Genomic DNA, 22,505 nt, shown 5'->3' on the forward strand with positions numbered 1-22,505 from the left:
CGAAGAGCAGGGGTGGCGTCCTGCCTCTGCACACTCTCCGAGGCTCGGGGTCAGATTGTCAATCATGATTGGATTTTATTTTGGATCCAATCTGCTACGGTGGCGCCATGACGCCTGACAACACGGTCGGCGCCCCGTCCGAGACGCCGGTCCTGACCGACTTCACCGACGGTGTCGCGCAGTTGACACTGAACAATCCGCGCCGCAAGAACGCGATCACCCTGGAGATGGCCGCCCTCATCGGCGATTTCTGCGAGCGGGTGGAGACCGACCCTGGCATCGGCGCCGTTGTGGTGCGCGCGGCCGGCTCGTATTTCTGCAGCGGCGCCGACACCAGGGACCTGGCGAGTTCCTCGGCCGCCCCCGCCTCCCCCGAAGCGGTGCGCCGCACCTCCGCGGTCTACGGCGCTTTCGTCCGGGTGGGCACGCTGCCGGTCCCGACCATCTCCCGGGTGGTCGGCGGCGCGGTGGGCGCGGGGCTCAACCTCGCCCTTGCCACCGACCTGATGGTCGTCACCCCCGAGACGCGGCTCGAAAGCGGATTCCTCGCGCGCGGTATCCATCCCGGCGGCGGTCACCTGGCGCTGCTCGGCCGCGCGGTCGGCTGGTCGAACACCATCGCGTTGGCCGCCTGCGGCCTGTCGCTGAACGGCGCCGAGGCCGTCACCCGGGGTCTGGCGCACCTCGCCGTCGCCGAGCCCGAGCTCGACGCGCGCATCGCCGAGCTCACCGCACCGGCGGCCGCCGATCCCGAACTCACCCGGCGGCTGATGAACAGTGCCCGGCTCGAACTCGGCCCGCCCGCGGTGAGCTGGTCCTCGGCCCTGGAGATCGAACGCGGGGTGCAGATGTGGTCGATGTCGCGCAAGGGCGAGGGTTCGTGGTCGTCGCGGGGGCCGGGACGATGACCGCCCGCACCACCGCGCCCCAGAGCGTTCCCGTGACAGATGAGGCGGGGCTCGGACAGCTCCGCGAGGAGGTGCGCGCCTTCCTGCGCGCCGAACTCGACGCCGGTTCCTTCTCCCCCGCGCCGGACAACTGGATGAGCGGATTCGACCCCGCGTTCAGCGCGCGCCTGGGCGCACGCGGCTGGCTCGGCATGACGATGCCGAAACGCTATGGCGGGCACGAGCGCTCCCTGCTCGAACGCTTCGTGGTGTCCGAGGAACTGCTCGCCCACGGCGCGCCGGTGGCCGCGCACTGGGTGGCCGACCGCCAGATGGCGCCGGGCATCCTCGCCAACGGCAGCGAGGAGCAGAAGCAGCGCTACCTGCCCGGCATCGCGGCGGGCGAGCTGTTCTTCGCGATCGGGATGAGCGAGCCCGACGCGGGCTCCGACCTCGCCGCGGTACGCACCGAAGCCGCAGCGCGCGAAGACGGTTCGTGGACGATCACCGGCACCAAGGTGTGGACCACCGGCGCGCACGTGGCGCACTCCATGGTCCTGCTGGCCCGCACCGACGGCGGCCCTGGCGACCGGCACACCGGGCTGTCACAGTTCGTGGTCGACCTGTCCCACCCGGATATCGAGGTGCGCCCACTGCGCAGCATCGACGGCGGTACGCACTTCAACGAGGTGGTCTTCCACGACGCACACGTCGGCGCCGACGCCCTGCTCGGCCGGCGCGGCGAGGGCTGGGCTCAGGTGATGAGCGAGCTGGCCTTCGAGCGCTCGGGCCCCGAGCGCTACCTGTCGACCATGCCGCTGCTTCGCGCCTGGGCCGAGCAGCTTCGCCGCACCGGCGCCACCCCCGAACAGCGAGCCACCCTCGGCTCGCTGACCGCGCACGCGTGGGCGCTGCGCCGGATGTCGCTGGCGGTCACCACCGAGCTCGCCGCGGGCCGCAAGCCCGACGTGCTCGCGGCAATGGTGAAAGACCTCGGCTCCACCTTCGAGGGCGATGTGGTCGAGGCCATTCGCGCCTGCGCGGAAATCGAGCCGCACCGCGCGGGCGGCGACCCGTTCGCCCGGCTGCTCGCGACCGGTGTGCTGCACACCCCGGCGTTCACCCTGCGCGGCGGCACGAACGAGATCTTGCGCGGAATCGTCGCGCGCGGAATGGGTTTGCGATGACGAACTGGAACACCGAACTCTTCGAAGCCGTCGCCGCGATGGCCGAGCGCGTCGGGATCGACACCACCACCCCCGCCGCCGGGCCCGACGCCGCGCTCTGGTCGGCGCTCACCGAGGCCGGCTTCACCGAGATCGGGATCCCGGAGGAGCAGGGCGGCAGCGGCGGCAGCACGGCCGACGCGCTGTCGGTGCTGCACGCCGTCACCGGGCACGCCGCCCTCACGATGCTGCTCGAACACACGGTACTGGCCGGCCGCCTCGTCGCCGAGTGCACCGGCAGCCCGGCGAGCGGGCCCGCCACCCTGGTCGTCGCCGGTGCCGGGTGCACCGTCCGCGACATCGGTGACGGCACGGTGGTCGACGGCACAGTCACCGGCGTCGTGCACGGGTCCGACGCCGAATTTCTGGTGGTCGTGCTGCCCGTATCCGGAGCGGACGAACGGCCCTCGATCGGGATCGTCGCGACCGACGCGCCCGGAATCACCGTGCAGCGCGGCGCCGACCTGCTCGGCGCCGCGCTGGACGACTACCATTTCGACGCCACCCCGGTCCGGGTATACGAATCACCTGTCACCACAACCGAACTCGCGGAGCGCGGCGCGCTGGCCTACGCCGTAGCCCTGACCGCCGCGGCGGGCGCGGTCCGCGATCGGACGCTGCGCTACGCCGCCGAGCGGGTCCAGTTCGGGCGTCCGCTCGCCACGTTCCAGGCCGTTCAGCAGCGGCTCGCCGGGATCGCCGCCCGCACCGCCTTGATGGAGACGGCGACCGAAGCCGCGATCCAGGACGCGGACGACCGGTCGAGAGCCCGGCGCACCGCGATCGCCGCCGCGAAGGTGGTGACCTCCGCCTCGGCGCGTGAAGTGGCCGCCGCGGGCCACCAGATCCACGGCGCGATCGGGTTCACCTCCGAGCACAGCCTCGGGCGCTCCACCGCGGCGCTGTGGAGCTGGCGGGACCGCTGGGGCTCGGAGCGGTTCTGGTCGCGGGCACTGGCCGGGCAGATCCTGGATGAGGGCGCCGACGTCTGGGATCTCGTCACCGGAGTCGACGCGCCCGTTGCCGCAGAAGGGAATTCCTGATGAGCGTCACCACACCATCCGCCGCCGAGACAGCCGACGCGACGGGGATCGACGGCCGCGCCGCCTGGCGCGCCGCCGATACCGCGACCGGCAACGGCGTGCTGACCGGACTGCGGGTGCTGGACCTCAGCCGCGTACTGGCCGGCCCCTATACCGCGCAGATGCTGGCCGACCAGGGCGCGGAGGTCGTCAAGGTGGAAGGGCCCGGCGGTGACGAGACCCGTGGCTGGGGTCCGCCGTTCGTGGACGAGGGCGCCAGCAGCGCCTATTACGCCAGTCTCAACCACAGCAAGGACAACATCGCCCTCGACTTGCGCACCGACGAGGGCCGCGTGATCCTCGGGCAGCTGATCGCCGGAGCCGATGTCGTCATCGAGAACTTCAAGGCGGGCACGATGGCGCGCTGGGGTTTCGACTTCGACACCGTGCTCTCGAAGCGGCATCCGCGCTTGATCTACTGCCGGATCACCGGGTTCGGCGTGGACGGCCCGATGGGCGGGCTGCCCGGCTACGACGCGGTCCTGCAATCGTTCGGCGGGCTGATGAGCGTCAACGGCTATCCCGACGGCAATCCGCTGCGGGTCGGGGTGCCGATCGTCGACATCGTCACCGCGAATCTCGCGGTCAACGGCATCCTGCTGGCGCTGCTGGACCGTGAGCGCAGTGGGCGGGGCCAACTGGTCGACATGGCGCTGCTCGACGCGGTCATCTCGCTGCTGCATCCGCACGCGGCCAACTGGATCGTCGGTGGCGAGGTTCCCCGCCGCACCGGCGACTTCCATCCGACCGTGGTGCCGTACCAGGTCTTCCGGGCCGCCGACGGCGACTTCTTCGTCAGCGCGGCCAACAGCCGACAGTTCCTGGCCCTGACCACGACGCTCGGGGTGCCCGAACTCGCCGACGACCCCCGCTTCCGCAGCAACGGAGATCGCCACGCCCACCGCGAGGAACTCGTCGCGATTCTGGGCGAGCGGATCGCCTGCTGGTCCCGCGCGGACCTGGCGCTGCGCCTCGAGCGCGCCGGAGTGCCCGCCAGCCCGGTGAACACCGTCGACGAGGCGCTGCAGTCCGCGCAGACGCGCCATCGCGGGCTGTTCCTCGAGACCGAGGACTATCGCGGCGTCGGCGTCCCGATCGCGCTGAGCCGCTCGCCGCACCGCACGCCGCGCCCGGCGGTGCCGCACGGCGCCGACACCACCGCCGTGCTGACCGCGATGGGATACAGCGCCGAGCGGATCGCCGACCTGCGCGCGGCTGGTATCTTCGGAAATCCGTGAGCGAACGAACCGGAAGCCCCGTGCCCGCCGACAGTGCCCGCGACGTCGGCCGGGCCACCGGCCGGGTCGTGGCGGAACTCGAACGGCTGATCGTCAGCGGCGAGCTGCTGCCCGGCCAGCCGATCCGACAGGTGCTGATGGCCGAGCGGCTCGGCGTCAGCCGGCTGCCGATCCGGGAAGCGTTGCGCCACCTCACCGCCGAGGGCCTGGTCCAGCACGAGCACAATGTCGGCTACACCGTAGCCCGCCTGCAGCAGAGCGATTTCGACCAGATCTACCTCATGCGCGCCGCGCTCGAACCGGAGCTGCTCCGGTCGCTGCCGACGTTCTCCGAGGCGGCCCTCGCCGAGGTGACCGCCCTCGGCGACCGGGTGGCCCGCGCGGCCGAGGAGGGCGACGTGCTCGCCATGCGATTGCACAACAACGCCTTCCATTTCGCGATCTTCGAGCGATCGCCGCTGAACCTGGTGGTCGCCGAGGTCAGGCGGCTGTGGACGCTGGCCATGCCGTATCACGCCGCCTACCTCTACGACCCGGCCGCCCGCGAGCGCGTGGTGTCCGAACACGACCAGATGATCGAAGCGCTCGCCCGTCACGACAACGAGCGGCTCGTCGCGTTGATGGACGAGCACCGCCGAGGCGGGGAGACAAGCACCGGGATCATGCTGCGCGGCACGCGCACGGGCGCCGCCCGCCCGGGGGATCCCGCCGTACCCGAGGAGTAGACCATTGACCGTTCCGACCGGGCATCCCCCGTACCGTTTCGCCTGGGACCCCGACGTCACCGCGCTCATCGCGCGGATCGAGAGCAACGGGGCCGCCCCCGCCCGCGCCGTCGGGGTCGAGGCGGCCCGCCGCGCGCTCGAATCGATCGTTCGCCCACCCGGCCCGGCGATGGCGGCGGTGCGTGAGGCGACGATCGACGGTCCGCACGGCCCGATCCCGCTGCGCGTCTACCGCCCGCACGCGGCTCCGGAGACCGACGCTCCCGCCCTGGTGTGGTTCCACGGTGGGGGCATGATCATGGGCTCGCTGGCCTCCTTCGACCGGCTCGCCCGCGACATCGCCGAGGCCACCGGGGCAGTGGTGTTCAACATCGAGTACCGGCTCGCCCCCGAGCACCGCTATCCCGTAGCCAACGACGAGGCGTACGCGGCACTGTGCTGGGTGCATGAGAACGCCGCCGAGTGGGGCGTCGGCACTACCCGTATCGGCGTCGGCGGCGACAGCGCCGGCGGCGGCCTGGCGACCGCGACCGCCCTGCGCAGCCGCGATCTGGGCGGGCCCGCCATCGCCCAGCAGGTGCTGTTCTACCCCGGCATCGAACGGCGCACCGATCGACCCTCCATGCGCGAGTTCGGCGACTCCCCCTTCCTCACCGCCGCGGACATCGACTGGATGAAGAGTCTCTACCTCGGTGAGGACCCGACCACCGACGACGCCTACGGCGTTCCGGCACGTGCGGATTCGCTCGCGGACCTGCCCCCGGCGATCCTCGCCGTCGGCTACGGAGACCCGCTGCGCGACGCCGTCGAGGCCTACGGCGACCGTCTCCGGGACGCGGGTGTCCCCACCGCGCAGCTGCGCTATCCGGGCGTGGGCCACGGCTTCGTCATGCAGACCGCCGCGCTCGCCCGCGCCCGTGCCGCGATGGCCGAGGTCGGCGCCCTGGTGGCGGCGCGCTTCCGGCTCCACGCCTGATACCCCACCCGAAACGCGGCGCGGCGCCCGGAGCATCAGCTCCGGGGGCCGCGGCGCGTGCTGTGAGGGTCAGTTCGCCACCGGTGTCAGCAGCAGCTTCTTCAGCGGGACCGTGACATCGGACAGCTCGTCGGGCCCCGGGCGCCTGCCCCGGCCGAAGGCCGTACGCAGGGCGAGGAAATCGGCGGGCGAGTTGAGGCATTCGGCGGCGATCAGCACATCGTCGGCGAAGTACAACGCCACTCGCCGCCGCGGCTTGTCCGGATCGATCCGCAGCAACACCGAGGTGTGCCCGCCCATCAATCCCACGATCTGCAACTTCTGGTCGCCTTGATCCGACCAGAACCATGGGGTGGGACGTTGCGGCAGAGGCTTGCCCAGCAGAACAGCCGCCGCCGCATTCGCCTGTTCGACGGCATTGTCCACCGACTCCAACCGGTACCGTCCGCCCGCGGAGGAGACGTGCACCGTGCAGTCGCCGATGGCGAGGGTCCAGCTGTCGGAGGCCAGGCAGCGCTCGTCGACGACGACGCCGCCGTCGCACTCCACGCCGAGTTGCTCGGCCAGTTCGGTTCGAGGCTCGGCGCCGACGCCCAAAAGCACGGTGGCTGCACGGATTTCGTGTCCGTCGGCGAGCCGGACCCCGCGCACGCCGGTCTCGTCGTGCACGATCTCGGTGGGCATCGCGCCCAGCACGACGTCGGTAGCCATCGCCCGATGCGCGGTGAGCAGGGTGTGCGCCGTCGGCTCCCCGACCGCGCGGCCGAGCAGCCGCTCGCCTGCCTCGACGACAGTCACCTGCGCACCGAGCGCCCTGGCCGTCGCAGCCACCTCCAGACCGATGAAGCCGCCGCCGATCACCACGATCGGCCCGGCCTGCACCCGCTCGGCCAGTGACCGGGCATGGTCGAGGTCACGCAGCACGAGCACGTCGGGGTGCTCGGAGCCGGGCAGTGCCGGGCGGCGGGCCCGCGCTCCGGTCGCCAGCACCAGCCGGTCGAACCGCCGCGACGACATACCGTCCTCGCCTGAGAACCGCACCACGACACCGTCGTCGGTGCGCTCGACGTGCTCGACCCTGGTCCCGGTGAGCAGTTCGATCCGCTGGTCGGCATAGTAGGCGGGCTCGCGCAGCAGTACCGATTCCTCGGTCGCGGCGCCCTTCAACCAGGCCTTCGACAGCGGCGGCCGCTGATACGGCAGGTGCGGTTCCTGCGAGATCAGCGTGATCTCGCCCCGGTACCCCTCGGACCGGAGCCGGTCGGCGAGATGCACGGCGGCGTGCGAGGCGCCGACCACCGCGATGCTGCGCGGTGGTGGCGCCTCGGCGCCGGAGTTGTTCTCCGAGAACGCCATCGCCTCAGACCTGCTCGTCGGGGATAGTGACGTGCAGGTCGGTCCCGTCCGACAGGGTGAGTTGGCAGGACAGGCGTGAGTTGTCCGCCCTGTCCGACGCGGTGCAGTCCAGCATGTCGTCCTCGTCCTCGCTGGGCTCCGGGAAGAGTGCCAGCTCTTTGTGGTCGAGGTAGACGTGACAGGTCGCGCACGACAGCGTGCCGCCGCACTGGCCCACGATGCCGTTCACGCCGTTCTTCACAGCGGTCGACATGACCGAATCACCGACGGCGCCGTCGACGACCTTCACCACACCGTCTGGCTGGGTGTAGAACACTTTCGGCATCGCTGCTCCTACCAACCGACCGGCAGATCGACGATCGGCTGGGTGAGGTTGTCCATGTCCACGACGGCTTCCCCGTCGAGCTTCAGCCCCGGCAGCCGCTTGAACAGCTCGGCCAGGCCCACCTGCATCTCCATGCGGGCCAGCGGCGCGCCCAGGCAGTGGTGCAGGCCGTAGCTCAAGGTGAGGTGCGGATTGTTGCTGCGCCGGATGTCGAAGACCTCGTCGTGCTCCACGGCCACTCCGTCGTGGTTGACCGCGGCGGGGTCGACGAGCACGGCCTCGCCGCGGGCGACCAGCTGGCCGTCCAGTTCCACGTCCTCGGTGGCCACGAAGGGAACGAGCCCGCCGCCGCCGGCGATCCTGTCCCCCAACGCCATTCGCCCGTGCCGCAGAATCTCCTCCACCGCGGTCGGCGCCAGCACGTCCGGGTCCTGCAGGAAGAGCTCGAGCTGATCGGGATTGCGCAGCAGCGAGAGCACACCGGCGCAGAGGAAGTTCGCGGTGTTGTCGAATCCGCCGATGATCAGCACCAGCGCGATCGGGAGGATCTCGCCGTCGGTGAGGCTGTCGTCCTTGTCGCGGGCATTGGCCAGGTCGCTGAGCAGGTCCTCGCGCGGGTTCTTCCGCCGCTCCTCGATGAGGGCCATCATGTACACGACCAGCTCGGTCATGTTCGCGACGACTTCTTCCTCGGGCATGTTGGCCACCGCCAGTGTGGAAGAACTCCACTTCTGGAACTTGGGCCGGTCCTGCGGCGGCACGCCGAGCAGGTTGGCCAGCATCTGGATCGGCAGCGCGACCGCGTAGTCGTGCACCAGGTTCGTCGGCGCACCCTTGGCGATCATCTCGTCGATCAGATGATTGGCGAACTCCACCGCCGAATCGCGCATCGCCTTGACCCGCTTCGGCGAGATCGAGCGCTGCACCAGCTTGCGCAACTTCGTGTGATGCGGCGGATCCTCGAACTGCAGCGTGCTCTTCAGGAAGTCCGGGAACTCGACGAAGTAGGGGACCACCCGCTCGCCGGTGCGGAACGGCTCGCGGACGAATCGGCCGTCGCTCAGCATCTCTCGCGCCGCCGCGTTGCGGTGGACGACCCAGACGTCCCCGCCGAAGGGCATCGCCATCTTCGTCATCGGCCGCTCGGCGGCGATCGCGCGGTAGCGGGCCACCGCGTCGGCCGGGGGCACCGGCGCGAATGGGTACTCGGTGGGGACGGCCGTCTCGGTTGTGCTCATGGACAGACTCCAGTCATGAGTTTTCGACAATGAATTCAGGAGACCGGCATCTGGGCCGGAGCGACCAGCTGTGGGAGGGCCTCGGGGGTGATCGCCATGATCTGGCCGAACTGTTCGGCGACGGTCTCGACGGTCAGGCCGGGATCGTGGATGCCGACGGTGTTGACAAGCGCCAGCCGGTTGACGATGCCGCCCGCCACGTTGAACACCTCACCGGTGACCTCGCAGGAAGGATGCAGCAGATAGGCCGCCACCGGGGCGACGTGCTCGGGCAGCAGCGCCGTGCGCATGTACTCCATGATCTCGGGCGAGAGCGTGTCGGCCGCGGCCTCGGCCATGCGGGTGCCCGCGCCGGGCGCGATCGCGTTCACCTTGATGCCCGTCGCCAAGCCTTCGAGGGCGAGGTTGCGGGTCAGGCCGAACACCGCGCCCTTGGAGCCGCCGTAGTGCGACATTCCCGGGTTGCCCAGCATCGCCTGGGAGATGGTGTTCACGATGCGTGGCGCCCGCGCTTCCAGCAGATGCGGCCAGGCCGCCCGGCACACCCGCAGCGTGCCGAAGTAGTGGACGTCGAGATGACGCTGGTACTCCTCGTCGGGCACCTGGTCGAACGGGGCCGCGCGGACGATGCCCGCGTTGTTCAGCACGCCGGTGAGTCCGCCGAAGGCGGAGACGGCCGCGTCGACCAGGGCGCGGGCGCCCTCCTCGGTCGACACATCGGCGTTGCAGGCCACGGCCTTTCCGCCCGCGGCGGTGATCTCGGCGACCACATCGGCGGCCGGATCGTCACCCTCCACGCCGGAGCCGTCGATGCTCGATCCGAGATCGCCCACCACGACGGAGGCGCCGCGCGAGGCCAGCAACAGGGCGTGCGCCCGTCCGATACCCCGGCCCGCGCCGGTGACGATCACGACGCGATCGCTGAAATCCAGTGTTGCCATTGTCATTTCCTCGAATTTCTGTTCGTCTCGGACGTCAGGGGCGGGTGTCGCCGCCGCGGTGCGCCACGTCGGCCACCCAGATGCCGCCCAGCGCCTCGCGGGCCGACTTCTCGAAGTCGAAGACCTCGAATCCGACCGTCATGTAGAGGGTGCTGCGGTCCGGGCCGCCGAGCATGCAGGCCGAGGCGATGCCGTTCTCCAGCGGCAACGCCACGGCGTCGGTGATTCCCTGTTCGGTGAAGCGCGCGACGTAGCCGCCGCCGGGCATCGCCGCCCACACGCCACCGTCGGCGTCGAGACCGATCCCGTCGGGCATGAACGGGGTGGCCGCGAAGTCGCGCGGGTTCGACAGCGTGCCGTCGGGGGCGCGGTCGATCACGGTGATCTTGAAGGCCATCACCTCGGCGACATACACCTTGGTGCCGTCGGCGCTGATCGCGATCCCGTTGCCGCACATCAGCGGGCCGACCTTCTCCGGGGTGCCGACGGTGCCGTCCGACTCCACCACGATCAGCGGCGACGGGATCGGCTCCTCCCCTTTGAACAGATCGAAGCCGAGCTGGGTGATGTAGGCGCGGCCCTCGGCGTCGACCACCATGTCGTTGGCGGCGGCCGAACAGTACTGCGAGATGTCGGCGTACACCGACAGATCGTCGGGCGCGCCGCCACCGTGCACCAGGACAAGCTTCTCGTGCATGGACACCACGATCAGGCGGCCGTCGGGCAGCCAGCCGAACCCGCCCAGCACGATCGGGACGTCGGTGTCCGCGCCGCGGCCGGTCGCGTCGACGACGACGGCGGCGTTGCCGTCCGCGTCGAGCTTCTTGAGAGTTCCGGTGTACATGTCCGAGAACCAGAAGGAGCCCTCGTGCCACCGCGGGCACTCCGGCCAGGAGTAGCCGCTCGAGACCTTGCGAGCCTCGAAAGTCGTGGCGCCGGCGGCGGTGACGGCGGCAGCGACGGTGTCGACGGGATTGGTCATGGCATGGACCTTCCTGGAAACGGTGACCGATGTCGTCAGGCTCCGCCTGTGGCGGAAGCTGAATCACGTGGGCGGATGCTCATACGTGAACTGGGTCACAAGGACTTGGCATGTGAGGACGATAGGGCCCGGCTCACTCGCCGGACGGTGCGCTCCCATTCAGCGGGAGCCCCCGCGGGAGTGGGCCGGTCCCCAGCCCGGCAGGTGGAACGCATGTCACTGCGTCACCGAAGGAGCGCCGGTTCGCGCGCCTGCGTGCCGCCCGGCCCGACGGCCGAAGTAGGAGCCGGAGCCGAGCTGAGTCCCGCTGGCGTACCCCTTGCCGTCCTGGGCCAGGCTCGGGGCACACGCCCCGGCCGCGTAGAGCCCGTCCACGACCGACCCGTCCGCGCGGATCACCTGACCGTCGACTGTGGTGCGCAGCCCGCCCAGCGTGAACCCGGCATACGACGCCGCGCCCAGCGAGAGGTCGAACGCCGCCCACGGGCCACTGTCCTGCGGCTCCAGGTACGCCGGCTGCTTGTGGAAGTCCGGGTCCTGCCCGTCCGCCGCGTGCGCGTTGTACCGTGCCAGCGTCTCCCGCAGGCTGCCGGGCGGCAGGGCCAGCGCCTCCTCCATCTCGGCCACGGTCTCCCAGCCGTCGATGAACGGCACCAGCTGGAAGTCTCGCTTCTCCAGGTGCGCCTCGTCCAGGATCAGGTAGGCGCGGGCGCCGGGCTGCTCGAGCACGAATCCCGCGGTGCGCGCATGGTAGGAATCCTCGGCGACGAACCGCTGCCCGAGCGCGTTGACCACGATTCCGGTCAGGTGCCGGGACGGCGGATAGATCGGCGCGGTGACGAAGCACTGGTCCATGTGCTCTACAGCCCCGCCCGCGGACATGCCGAGCCGGATGCCGAGCCCGTCGTCGTAACTCGAGCCGAGCGTGTAGGGCTTCTCCGCCAGCGCGGGCACGAACTGCCGCACCATCTCCGGATTCATCACGAAGCCGCCCGCCGCGACGACGACCGCGCCCGCGCGGATCACGCCCTGCTCCGGTGGCCGCTTCCAGCGGACCCCGACCACCGCGCCGGTCGCGTCGCATACCAGCTGCGTGGCGCCGGTCTCGTAGCGGATCTCGGCGCCGAGCCGGGCGAGCCGCTGCACGAGCAGGTTCGTGACCAGCGCCGCCCCGCCGGTGTCACCGGCGACCGGGACCTTGTGTCCGCGCGGCGCGGGCACCGCCAATTCCCGGAACGGCCAGACGTTCTCGTTGCCGGTGAACATCAGGCCCTCGGTGCCCGGCTGGATCACCGCCTTCTCCGGGTAGAAGCTGCGCTCGAACTCGAAACCCAACCCCTCCAGCCAATGGAAGTGCTCGACACTGTCGGCGCAGTAGTCCCGGATCTTCGCCGCATCGGGGTGCGGCGACACCGCGGTCAGATACTTCGCCATCTCCTCGGCCGAATCGGTGTGCCCGGTGGCGACCTGTACCGGGGTGCCGCCACCGAGATAGAAGTGCCCGCCCGCCATCGCCGACGTGCCGCCCGCCACCGCCGCGCGCTCCAGGACCAGCACCCGCGCGCCCTGCGCCGCCGCCTCCGCGGCGGCGCAGCACCCGGCGATGCCCGCGCCGATCACGACCACGTCGACCTCGTCCGACCAGTCGGTCACCGCATCGGCCGCCACCACATCAGGAATATCCGCTGTCATGCGCCCACGGTGGCCTGGCTCACACCACCGCGGCCAGGCCGCGTCCCACACACCGGAACGAAGCGCGCCCCGCGGGGTAGCCGTCTGCTTCCCTGGGCCGGTGCGACGGCGACGCGCGCCGTCGAGAAAGGAACTGCGATGCCCTCCGTCGAGCAGATCACCTCCACTGTCACCGAGTACGCCCACCGCATCGGCACCGGCACCGCCGCGGAGATCGCCGCGCTCTACGCCGAGGACGCCACCCTCGAGGACCCGGTCGGCACCGAGGTGCGCGTGGGCCGCGACGCCATCGCTGCCTTCTACAGCGGCCTCGACGGCGTGGAGACCACGATGGAACTGCTGACGATCCGGGTCTCCGGCGATACGGCGGCATTCCACTTCCGGGTCACCTCGGCCTTGCCGAACGGTCCTATCACGGTGGAGCCGATCGACGTCATGACCTTCGACGAGCAGGGACAGATCACCAGCATGCGCGCGATCTGGAGCATGGCGGACATGGTCACCGGCTGACCCGACCCGGGTGACCGCAACGCCATCGGTCAGAGCACGCTCTTCATCTGTTTTGCGATCATGCGCGTCGCCCAGCGCGGGGCGAGCCGGACGAGCTTGTCGAGCGCGGTGGCGTCCTGGCCGACGAGCACCCGGAACTTCCCCTTCTCCAACCCCTCCACGATGAGTTCCGCAGTGCGCTCCGGGGTGGTGGCCCGAACCTTACGGCCTCCGGCGTCGATCATCCTCACCCCGGAGTTGCCGCTCAGGTTCGTGCTGATATTGCCCGGAAAGACGGTCGTCACAGTGACATTCGTGTCCCTCAGCTCCTGATACATGCCCTCGCTGAACTGCTTGACCGCCCCCTTGGTGGCGCTGTAGATCGTCTGCCCCGCGAACGGGATCAGCCCGGACAGGCTGGAGACGTTCACCAGCCCCGCTTCGGGCCGCTGCCGCAGTTCCGGGAGGAAGGCCATGCACATGTTCACGGTGCCCCAGAAGTTGACCCGGACGACCCGCTCGATCTCGTCGCGTTCGAGCTCGGCGACGGGGGCGAACCGGTGGATGATCCCGGCGACGTTGATCAGCCCGTCGATCTGCCCGTGCTCGGCGTGGATCGCCGCGGGCAACACGGCGACTGTCGCCACCTCGGTCACGTCGGCGACGTGCAGCGACACCCGATTCTGCCGGGCACCAGCAAGCGCCCGGGTCTCCTCCAGCCAGTCGCCCTTCAGATCGATCAGCGCGACGCGTGCCCCGCGATCGAGCAGGCACAGCGCTGTCTGCCGCCCGATGCCGTTCCCGGCGCCGGTGACGGCGACGACCTTGTCCTCCAATTGCATCCGTTCGTCCCTTCGCTCGATCGAGCCGCTCGATGCTCGTTGCCGCGCGCTGCCCCGGACCGACGTCGCCGACGGCCTCCTCTGCCGCCGCCGAGCCCGCGGCGGCACGGCCGACGGCGAACCAGCCGGGCTCGCGCTGTCACGGTAGATCCGCGTATCGCATACGCACGCCGCCGTTCCCATCGAGCGGGACCGCCGCTCCGGCTCCGGTTACGCACTCGCCACGGCGGTTCTGCGTGCGGCCGCGGCACCCGGTGCTCCACCGCCGCGATGTTTGCGACTTTCCACTCAGTGGCAATGGGATCGCCACGCGTCCGGTGCCGGCCGGATGCTGTGCGCATGATCGATCGTCGGACCTTGTCCTTCAGAGCGCTGCGATGCTAGGCGCGGGGGTATCGGTTCTACGTACCGACGCGCGGCAGGAACGCAGCGGGTCGGGTGCCGGAATCGTCCTCGTCCTCGCCGCATGCGGGATTCTGATGGCCTTGCAGCAGACCATGGTGCTGCCATTGCTGCCGGCTCTGCCCGCCCTGCTGAACACCTCGGCAGGCACCGCCTCCTGGCTGGTGACTGCCACTCTGGTCACCGGCGCGGTCGTCACGCCGCTGATCGGGCGCCTGGCCGACATGTACGGCAAGAAGCACCTGATCTTGGTGACGCTGGTGGTCGTGGTGGCCGCATCGCTGCTGGGCGCCATCGGTGATTCGCTGGTGCCGCTCGTGATCGCCCGCGCGCTGCAGGGCTGCGGCCTGTCGCTGATTCCGGTCGCGATGGCGACCATGCGCGACGTGCTGCCGCCGCACCGCGTTCCCGGTGCGGTGGCGACCATGAGCGCGTCCCTGGCGATCGGCGCCGCCACCGGGCTGCCCCTTTCCGGAGTGATCGTCACCTACCTGGACTGGCACTGGATCTTCTGGGTGGTGGCGCTCACCGGCACGGTGCTGGCGATCGCGGTCGCGACAGTCGTCCCCGCCTCCGCGCCCGCTTCCCGTGCCGAGGGTGCGTTCGACTACCTCGGTGCCGTGATGCTCGCCGCCGCTGTGACCGCGCTGCTGCTGCCTCTGTCGAAGGGCGGCCAGTGGGGATGGACCAGCGCGGAGACCCTGGCATCGGCCGGCACGGGGGTGCTCCTGCTCTTCCTGTGGGTCCCGCTGCAGTTACGCCGCGCCGCACCGCTGGTGAACCTGCGCGTCAGCGCGCGGCCACCGGTCCTGCTGGTCAACGCCTGCGCGCTGCTGATCGGGTTCGCCCTGTTCAGCAATATCCTGATCACCACCCAGATGCTGCAACTGCCCGCCTCGACCGGTTTCGGGGCAGGCATGAGCATGCTGCAAGCGGGGTGGTGTCTGATGCCCGTCGCCCTTGTCGGCATCCTCGTCGCGCCGATCGCCGGACGCGCCATCGCACGCTTCGGCGCTCAGTGGGTCCTACTGATTGCGGCCTCCGAACTGGCACTGGCGTTCGCCATTCGTGTCCCGCTCAGCCGCGAACCCTGGCAGCTGCTGGCCGGCGCTGTTGTTGTCGGGGCCGGTCTCTCCCTCACCATCGCCGCGATTCCGACCTCGATCATGGCCATGGCGCCGATCACCGAGTCGGCGTCGGCCACCACCATCGGCGCGCTGCTGCAATCGGTGGGAACCTCCACGGCCAGCGCGACCATGGCGGCCACCGCGACGACCTGGACGGTGACCGTCGACGCCCACACCTATCCGGCGCTCACAGCCTTCACCGCGATGTTCTGGATCTCGGCGGGCACCACGCTGACCGCCGCCGCCCTGGCGCTGGCGCTGGTCGTGCGCAGCCGCCGATACGCGGCGCGGAAGCGCACTCCCCCACACCCGGATGAGTAGGCAGCCCGAAGATCGCGAATTACAGGCCGGATTTGCACCTCGCCCGACACATGAGCCCACGGGGAAATCGGTCAGCAGCGAAGGCGCCCCGACATTTGTGAGCGGGCTGCGATCGCCGCTTGTATTCGTCGTAGCGTGCGGAGGCCCTTCTTCGCGGCGACGCTCACCATGCCGTCGAAGACCGTCGAGCCCCGGTCGTGGGCCATCAGCCGTTCCAGCGTCGGCACGGCACGATCGTCGCCGGTAGAACCGAGCGCGACAGCCGCCCAGTATCGCTGGTCGGGGTCGTCGCTGTCGGCCGCCTCGCACAACCTCGGGATGACGTCAGGGGTGAATGTGGCCAGCGCGCTCGCGATATAGCCGATGCGGAAATACCGGCGGTGCTCGAATTCGTCCCATAGTGCGGCCAGGGCCGCATCACCGCCGATCAGGCCGAGGGCCTCGGCGGCCCGCTCGCGCATTCCCCCGATCGAGTCCCGCAGCACGGGGGTGAGCGCCGGTACGACCGATTCGTCGCCGAGCGTGCCGAGGGCGATCACCGCTTGCTCTCGAGCCATTTGCTGCGAGTGGTCCAGCATCGCGATCAAACCGGGAACCGCCTCGCGGAAACCGAGCGCCGCGCAACCCATCGCCGCCCATGCCTGGCAGTTGTACCGGGTGTCGGCCAGTGATTCGAGCAGCGGCGCCTTCAGAGTGTCGTCGCCGAAGACCGCCGCCCGGTTCAACGCCCGGCTGTACAGTGCCCGGTGGTAGTCCGGGTAGTCGCGGACGAGCGCGCACAGTGCTTCCTTGGCGGATGCGTCGCCGTCATCTGCCCGGACGAGCAGGAGCCGCAGATACTCCTCGCGGGTCCGGAGATCACCGTCTTGCAGGCGTCGCGCATCAGCTGAGTTCACCGTCCAACGGTACCTGTCGATCATCTCGTCCCCCGGCCGCGTTGTCGGTGGTCAGCGCAGCCCGAAACGCACACGCTCACCTACTCCGGTCACGGTCGGCATTACGCGCGGTGCCCCGATGGGCGGGCACGGTCGCCGGGTCCTCCGGCCAGGCGTGTTTGGGATAACGCCCGCGCAGGTCCGCGCGGACCTGAGACCAGCCCGAACGCCAGAACGATGCCAGATCCGCGGTCACCGCGACCGGACGCTGCGCCGGGGAGAGCAGATGCAGCACGATCGGGACGCGGCCGTCCCCGAGCCGCGGCGCCTCCGCCCAGCCGAACACCTCCTGCACCTTCACCGCCAGCACCGGCGGATCGGTCGAATAGTCGAGGCGGGGGCGGCTGCCGGAAGGGACCTCGAGACGTTCGGGCGCCAGTTCGTCCAGCCGGGCCGCCTCGGGCCAGGGCAGGAGCCGGCGCAGCGCCTGCCCGGCGTCGATGCGTTCGAGATCGGCGCGGCGACGGGCGGCGGCCAGTTCCGGACCGAGCCAGACCTCGGCGGCGGCCAGCAACGACTCGTCGTCGACCCGCGGCCAAGGGGCGCCGAGTGTGCGGTGCAGGAAATCGAGTCGTTGCCGTAGTGCGGTGGCCTCGGAGGTCCAGGACAGCAGGCCGAGACCGCAGGAACGCAGCCCGCGCAGTACCGCCGTGCCGAGCATCCGGCGATCCGGATCCCGAACAGGCCGCTGGGACAGGACGATCGCACCCAGTCGTTCCACCCGCCGGGCCACCACATCACCGTCGACCCAATCGATTTCCTCGGCACCGCTCAGCAGGCTCGAGGCCGCGCGCCGAGCCAGCGGCTCATCGGCCACCGCGGCCAACCGCACGACCCCCTCCGACCGCCCCGGATCGCGGGTCGCGACACCGACCGCCAGCCATTCCGCGTCACCGACGCCGGCGCCGGACGGCAGCGTCACCGCGGTCCCCCCTGCCATGAGATAACTCGCCGAACCGGGAGCACGCCGCCGCGCCAGCCGCTCCGGATACGCCAGCGCCACCACATATGCCGGATCGTCTCTCCCGTCCGAGCCTTCGACCAACCGCGCCAGCCGATCGACCTCACGCCGCCAGCGCGCGGGCCGCTCCCGCCGCAATACCCGCAGACCGGCGACGAGATCGACACCGGAGACATAGCTGTCGTCGTCGAGCACTGTCACCACCTCCGCGGCCGCCCGCGCACCCACCACCTCCGCACCGTCGAGCAGGGCGCGCGCCAACCGGGGATGCAGCCCGATCCGCGCGATCCGCCGACCTCGCTCGGTCACCGCACCCTCACCGTCGACCGCGCCCAAGGCGCGCAACACCTCTCGCCCGGCGTCCAGCCCGCCCGGTGGCGGCGCGTCCCACCAGCCCAGGCCGTGTCCGTCGGTGGTGCCCCAGCAGGCCAGCTCCAAGGTCAATCGGGTCAGATCCGCCGTACGGATCTCCGGTTCCGGATAGGCGGGCAGCGTCGCATGCTCGAATTCCGGCCAGCACCGCCACACCCGCCCCGGCCCCTCCCGCCCGGCGCGCCCGGCGCGCTGCTCGGCCACCGCCGCCGAAACCCGCACCGTCGCGAGCCCGGACAGTCCACGGGCCCGATCGATCCGCGGCACCCGGGCCAGCCCGGAATCCACGACCGCCCGCACTCCCGGCACCGTCAGACTCGACTCCGCGACCGCAGTGGACAACACCACGCGCCGCCGAGCACCCGGCCGCAATGCCGCGTCCTGCCCCGCCGCGGACAATCTTCCGTGCAGGGCAACGACATCCACGCCGGGCAGATCGGCCAGCAGCGCCGCGGTCCGGCGGATCTCGGCCGCTCCGGGCAGGAAGACCAGCACATCGCCGTCGGTGTCGGCGAGGGCGACCCGGGTGGTGCGCGCGACCTGCGCTTCGATCCGTTCCCGTGGCAGCGGCGCGACATAGGCCGTGCGAACGGGATGGGTCCGACCGTGCGCCTGCAGCACCGGCGCCGGGTGGTCGCCACCCAGCAGTGCCGAAAGTTGTTCGGCCGCAACGGTTGCCGAGGTGGCGAGTACTCGCAGATCCGGCCGCAGGCCGGCCCGGGCGTCCAGCAGCAAGGCCAGCAGCAGATCCGCGTCCAGATGCCGCTCGTGGCATTCGTCGAGCAGCACTACGTCGACCCCCGCCAGTTCGGGATCATCCTGCAACCGTCGCACCAGCAATCCGGAGGTCACGACCTCGATCCGAGTCCTGCGCCCGACACGGCGATCCCCCCGCACCGCATAGCCGACGGTCTCACCCACCGACTCCCCCAGCAGCGCCGCCATCCGCCCGGCCGCCGCCCGAGCCGCCAACCGTCGTGGCTCGGCCACGACCACTCGCCCCGCACCGGCCGCGGCCAGCGCCAACGGCACCAGGGTCGTCTTCCCGGTTCCCGGCGGCGCGACCAGCACAGCCGTCCCGTGCTCGGCCAAGGTCGCGACAACACGGTCGAGAACGCCACGAATCGGCAGATCGGGAAGCTCGGGCAGGTCCATAACCGACCAGTCTGAAGCCTCGACTCGCAAATGCCACAGTTCGGACAGGCCGGGCGACAGAATATGGCGATGCGAACCCCCACTCGTGTACTGCCGGCGGTCCTCGCCGGAATACTCGTCGTCTTCGCTCCCACCGTCGCGGCAGCCCCGGTCCCGGGCAGTTCGCACCCCCAGCTCCCCTTTCCGCCGGCCATGCAACCCGACGGCGTGCAGGCCGCGTCGGCGGCACTGGCCGAGGCCAACACCGGGCTGCTCGTCTGGTCACGCCAACCCGCCGCCCGCGTCCCCATCGCCAGTATCACCAAGGTCATGACGGCGATCGTCGTGCTCGAATCCGGCGATCTCGACCGCCCCGTCACGGTGTCGCAGGCCGCCCTCGACTACGCCGCCGCCGAAGGCGGAAGCACCGCGGACCTCGCCCCCGGCGAAGTACTCACCGCTCGCCAACTGCTGTACGCGATGCTGCTGCCCTCCGGCTGCGATGCCGCCTACGCGCTGGCCGAGGCCTACGGTCCCGGCCAGCAGGCCTTCCTCGCCAAGATGAACGACACCGCGCGGCGGCTGGGCATGACCGACACCCATTTCGCCGACCCCAGCGGCCTGCCGATTCCCGACGACTACGCCACCTACTCCACAGCCGCGGACCTGGTGCGCCTCGGCCGCCACGCCATGTCGAACCCCGTCTTCCGTCAGATCGTCGGATCGCCGATCCACCATCAGCCCGCCGGCCCCGCGAACGGCCACCACGTCTGGGAGAACACCAACGATCTGCTCGGCAGGTATCCGGGGATCGCGGGTATCAAGACCGGCAATACCGATGCCGCCGGCACCTGCCTGCTGTTCGAAGCCTCCCGGGGCGGGCAGCGGCTGATCGGGGTGGTCCTCAACAGTTCACCCCACGATATGGCCGCCGCGACCGCCGACGCCGAACGTCTCTTGAACTGGGGTTTCATCCCGATCCTCAGCACGCTGCCGATCGGCTGAACCCGAGGTGCCGGGTTCGGACCCGGCCGCACGCGATCGGACTCGACCGGAAACGAGTAGACGACTACGCGCGACGACGCGGGCGGCTGTGCGCGATCGTGGTGCGAGTAGAGACATCGCCTGACCGATAGCGCTCATCCAGTCCCGAGAGTGCTCGTCCGGTGAAAAGCGCTGACTGTTGAGGGCCGACCGATGAACCCGACACCGCATATCCTTGCCCACCACACCCGACGGGGTCAGCTCTTCCCGGCACAATCCTCAGCGGCGGTCCGCATCGGTTGCCGGCTCGCACTGACTGCCGCGCTCGTCCTGCTCGCCGGTGGGTGCGCCGACGAAGACGGCGGCGTGCGCGAGACCACCGTCGAGCCCGGCCAGGTCACGGTGGCCACCGTGACGGTCGACGGACCGCCGATTTCGAATTACCCCACCATCGTTCCGCCGACCGCGTCGGCGATTTCCCGCACGCCATCCACACCGGGCACTGTCGCCCCTCCGACAGTGGTTCCGACGCTTGCGCCCACGACCACCGGAGTTTCGGATCCTTCCGAACCTCCGGCCGACCCGAACCCGTGACCACCGCGGCCCCGGCGCAGCGACTGTCCCTGTTGCCGGTCATCGGCGCTCTCGCCTCCCAGGCAGCGTTGGTCACCGCAGTGCTCTACTACTTCGGCTGGGCCTACAGCCGAGCCTTCTACGAACACTTCGGGGTCGCTGCCCACGCACTCGGACATACCACCGCCGACTACGTCCTGTTCAGCGTGACCGCCATGTTCCAGCCACTGATCGCCACGCTGCTCACGATCCTGGCACTGTCGGCGGTGCGCAGAATTCCGACTCGGCACGCGATGCGCAGCGGCCGACCGCGAACCGTGCTGCGCTGGTGGGTGCGGTTTCTCATCGTCGTCGGCATGCTGCTGGTGGCGACCGTGGTGGTCCTGGTCTACATTCCGACCGTTCTGGCCGCGACACTCGACCTCGTCGCACCTTTCCTGCTGATGACCGCGGCCGCATCCCTCGGCTGCGCCTACTGGCTGCGATGGCGTTACCCGGCGATTCTCGCCACCAGGCGCCCGCCCCGCACGGTGATGCAGATCCAGGTGCTCGCGCTCGTCGGGATCACGGTGATCGGTTATCTCTGGGCGGTCGCCGATTTCGCCGAACGCCGAGGTGCCGCCGATGCCGTGCACCAGGAGCAGGCTTCCTTCGTCGACCGGCCCGCCGTCGTCGTGTTCAGCGTCGACAGACTCGGCGTGGAAGGAAGTGGGACCCGGATGGGCGAGATCACCGCTCCCGGCGAAAAGTACCGCTACGTATACAGCGGATTGTGGCTGCTCGCGCGCACCGACGACTACTACTACCTGCTACCCCAGCAGTGGCAGGCCGGCCGGGACCGAGTCGTCGTGGTTTCCCACGGTGACACCATTCGCATCGATATCGCCCGCAATCCCTGAGAGCGGGCGACCACGACAGCTCTCGATCGGCCCGGTACCGGTCAGGGCACGAACACCTCGGCCGTCGCCGGAACGCTCGGACGGTCGGTCCGCACGGTGAGCACGACCCGTCCCGGGCCCGAGTCGACGTGCACGTAGAACGGCCGGGAAACGTTGTTGCTCGCGGGGATGAAATGGCTCACCGAGCCGCTGCGGCCGGTGTCGAGGTTGCGCCAGTCGACGATCGCCGTGACGTCACAGGCCAGGATGGTCGGCGCGAAGTTGCCCAGCGGTGAAAAGCCTTGCGTGATACGCAGTTCTATGGAATGGGCAGTTCCCGGAAAGGTGTGATATTCGGACAGGGGGCCGTCGTAGGCGACCCCCGCGGCACTGAGCATGCCGACGCAGACACCGTTGCCCAGCGTCCATGTCGGGGCCGTCCTGACCTCTGTCATGGCGCATGTTCGGGGTCCGACATTCGACACCCCGAGCTGGCAAGGATCGGCGGCGTGGGCGACGCCGGGCGCTGTCACGGCCATCGCCGCGCCGAGGAGTCCGGCAGCTGCTGTCGAGGCCGATCCACGTGCAATCGTCACACACCGATGATCGTGCACCGCGTCGTATTCATTACCACTCGGAACCACTCGGAACCACTCGGAATCTTCCCGGAGCGCTGGTCGATTCCGGCTCGTACGCGCGACGCGGTGCCGAGTTCCGCAGCGCTGCAATGGTTCTGTGTCGAGCGGCCGAAAAGGGAGGGTTCGACGGCTTCGGCGAGAGCGCATAGGCAGGCTTGCCCCTCGGGCGAGGTGGAGCCGC

At 70.1% G+C, this 22,505-nt stretch carries 21 protein-coding genes; 11 read left to right on the plus strand and 10 right to left on the minus strand.

Annotation, left to right across the window (positions count from 1 at the left end):
* Positions 1-107 precede the first annotated feature (107 nt).
* Genes NS3_RS07980 through NS3_RS08005 form a run of 6 tightly spaced genes read left to right on the plus strand, consistent with a single transcriptional unit; the run spans position 108 to position 6,134 of the window.
* The gene (locus tag NS3_RS07980; RefSeq protein ID WP_067856003.1) at positions 108-908 is read left to right on the plus strand and encodes an enoyl-CoA hydratase-related protein; all 801 of its coding nucleotides are present in this window, start codon (positions 108-110) and stop codon (positions 906-908) included.
* Entirely contained in the window at positions 905-2,074 is a 1,170-nt protein-coding gene (locus NS3_RS07985) for an acyl-CoA dehydrogenase family protein (RefSeq protein ID WP_067856249.1), read from the plus strand. Before NS3_RS07980 ends, NS3_RS07985 begins: the two co-directional genes overlap by 4 nt.
* Positions 2,071-3,156, plus strand: a complete 1,086-nt coding sequence (locus tag NS3_RS07990; RefSeq protein ID WP_067856006.1) for an acyl-CoA dehydrogenase family protein — start codon at positions 2,071-2,073, stop codon at positions 3,154-3,156. Before NS3_RS07985 ends, NS3_RS07990 begins: the two co-directional genes overlap by 4 nt.
* On the plus strand, positions 3,156-4,433 hold the full coding sequence (locus NS3_RS07995) for a CaiB/BaiF CoA transferase family protein (protein ID WP_067856009.1): 1,278 nt from the start codon (positions 3,156-3,158) through the stop codon (positions 4,431-4,433). The genes NS3_RS07990 and NS3_RS07995 overlap by 1 nt, the downstream gene beginning before the upstream one ends.
* The gene (locus NS3_RS08000) at positions 4,430-5,158 is read left to right on the plus strand and encodes a GntR family transcriptional regulator (protein WP_084495156.1); all 729 of its coding nucleotides are present in this window, start codon (positions 4,430-4,432) and stop codon (positions 5,156-5,158) included. The genes NS3_RS07995 and NS3_RS08000 overlap by 4 nt, the downstream gene beginning before the upstream one ends.
* A gap of 4 nt (positions 5,159-5,162) precedes the next feature.
* A complete protein-coding gene (locus NS3_RS08005) occupies positions 5,163-6,134 on the plus strand; it encodes an alpha/beta hydrolase (RefSeq protein WP_067856014.1) in 972 nt (323 codons plus the stop codon).
* 69 nt (positions 6,135-6,203) lie between these two features.
* Here NS3_RS08005 and NS3_RS08010 read toward each other — a convergent pair whose 3' ends face one another.
* The 6 genes from NS3_RS08010 to NS3_RS08035 form a co-directional block, all read right to left on the minus strand.
* Complete coding sequence (locus NS3_RS08010; RefSeq protein ID WP_067856017.1) at positions 6,204-7,490, minus strand: NAD(P)/FAD-dependent oxidoreductase; 1,287 nt, start codon at positions 7,488-7,490, stop codon at positions 6,204-6,206.
* 4 nt (positions 7,491-7,494) lie between these two features.
* The gene (locus NS3_RS08015; RefSeq protein ID WP_067856020.1) at positions 7,495-7,815 is read right to left on the minus strand and encodes a 2Fe-2S iron-sulfur cluster-binding protein; all 321 of its coding nucleotides are present in this window, start codon (positions 7,813-7,815) and stop codon (positions 7,495-7,497) included.
* Between the two features lie 8 nt (positions 7,816-7,823).
* A complete protein-coding gene (locus NS3_RS08020; RefSeq protein WP_067856024.1) occupies positions 7,824-9,053 on the minus strand; it encodes a cytochrome P450 in 1,230 nt (409 codons plus the stop codon).
* Between the two features lie 35 nt (positions 9,054-9,088).
* The gene (locus tag NS3_RS08025) at positions 9,089-9,994 is read right to left on the minus strand and encodes an SDR family NAD(P)-dependent oxidoreductase (RefSeq protein WP_245649510.1); all 906 of its coding nucleotides are present in this window, start codon (positions 9,992-9,994) and stop codon (positions 9,089-9,091) included.
* A gap of 34 nt (positions 9,995-10,028) precedes the next feature.
* A complete protein-coding gene (locus NS3_RS08030) occupies positions 10,029-10,976 on the minus strand; it encodes an SMP-30/gluconolactonase/LRE family protein (RefSeq protein ID WP_067856030.1) in 948 nt (315 codons plus the stop codon).
* 216 nt (positions 10,977-11,192) lie between these two features.
* The gene (locus NS3_RS08035; protein WP_067856033.1) at positions 11,193-12,668 is read right to left on the minus strand and encodes an FAD-binding protein; all 1,476 of its coding nucleotides are present in this window, start codon (positions 12,666-12,668) and stop codon (positions 11,193-11,195) included.
* A 138-nt stretch (positions 12,669-12,806) separates the two neighbouring features.
* Between NS3_RS08035 and NS3_RS08040 the strand changes: the two genes are divergently transcribed.
* Entirely contained in the window at positions 12,807-13,178 is a 372-nt protein-coding gene (locus tag NS3_RS08040; protein WP_067856036.1) for a nuclear transport factor 2 family protein, read from the plus strand.
* A gap of 29 nt (positions 13,179-13,207) precedes the next feature.
* On the opposite strand, the gene NS3_RS08045 is transcribed toward NS3_RS08040, so the two are convergent.
* Positions 13,208-13,999: an SDR family NAD(P)-dependent oxidoreductase gene (locus NS3_RS08045; protein WP_067856038.1), complete on the minus strand. Its 792-nt coding sequence runs from the start codon at positions 13,997-13,999 to the stop codon at positions 13,208-13,210.
* A 377-nt stretch (positions 14,000-14,376) separates the two neighbouring features.
* Between NS3_RS08045 and NS3_RS08050 the strand changes: the two genes are divergently transcribed.
* Positions 14,377-15,849: an MFS transporter gene (locus NS3_RS08050; protein ID WP_281205147.1), complete on the plus strand. Its 1,473-nt coding sequence runs from the start codon at positions 14,377-14,379 to the stop codon at positions 15,847-15,849.
* Between the two features lie 71 nt (positions 15,850-15,920).
* Here the strand turns inward: NS3_RS08050 and NS3_RS08055 are convergent, their stop codons facing one another.
* Both NS3_RS08055 and hrpB read right to left on the minus strand, forming a co-directional pair.
* Positions 15,921-16,745: a HEAT repeat domain-containing protein gene (locus NS3_RS08055; protein WP_169811615.1), complete on the minus strand. Its 825-nt coding sequence runs from the start codon at positions 16,743-16,745 to the stop codon at positions 15,921-15,923.
* Between the two features lie 76 nt (positions 16,746-16,821).
* On the minus strand, positions 16,822-19,272 hold the full coding sequence (gene hrpB / locus NS3_RS08060; RefSeq protein WP_174550442.1) for an ATP-dependent helicase HrpB: 2,451 nt from the start codon (positions 19,270-19,272) through the stop codon (positions 16,822-16,824).
* A 69-nt stretch (positions 19,273-19,341) separates the two neighbouring features.
* Here hrpB and NS3_RS08065 point away from each other — a divergent pair, with 69 nt between their 5' ends.
* From NS3_RS08065 to NS3_RS08075, 3 genes are all read left to right on the plus strand, one after another.
* Positions 19,342-20,256: a D-alanyl-D-alanine carboxypeptidase family protein gene (locus tag NS3_RS08065; protein WP_067856255.1), complete on the plus strand. Its 915-nt coding sequence runs from the start codon at positions 19,342-19,344 to the stop codon at positions 20,254-20,256.
* Positions 20,257-20,448: 192 nt separating this feature from the next.
* A complete protein-coding gene (locus tag NS3_RS08070; protein ID WP_067856046.1) occupies positions 20,449-20,829 on the plus strand; it encodes a hypothetical protein in 381 nt (126 codons plus the stop codon).
* Positions 20,826-21,707: a hypothetical protein gene (locus NS3_RS08075; protein WP_067856048.1), complete on the plus strand. Its 882-nt coding sequence runs from the start codon at positions 20,826-20,828 to the stop codon at positions 21,705-21,707. The genes NS3_RS08070 and NS3_RS08075 overlap by 4 nt, the downstream gene beginning before the upstream one ends.
* Before the next feature lie 41 nt (positions 21,708-21,748).
* Here the strand turns inward: NS3_RS08075 and NS3_RS08080 are convergent, their stop codons facing one another.
* Positions 21,749-22,282, minus strand: coding sequence for a hypothetical protein (locus tag NS3_RS08080; protein WP_245649511.1), 534 nt, complete (start codon positions 22,280-22,282; stop codon positions 21,749-21,751).
* Positions 22,283-22,505: the final 223 nt, after the last annotated feature.

The organism is Nocardia shimofusensis NBRC 100134 (assembly GCF_001613125.1).
Classification (GTDB): Bacteria; Actinomycetota; Actinomycetes; order Mycobacteriales; family Mycobacteriaceae; genus Nocardia; species Nocardia shimofusensis.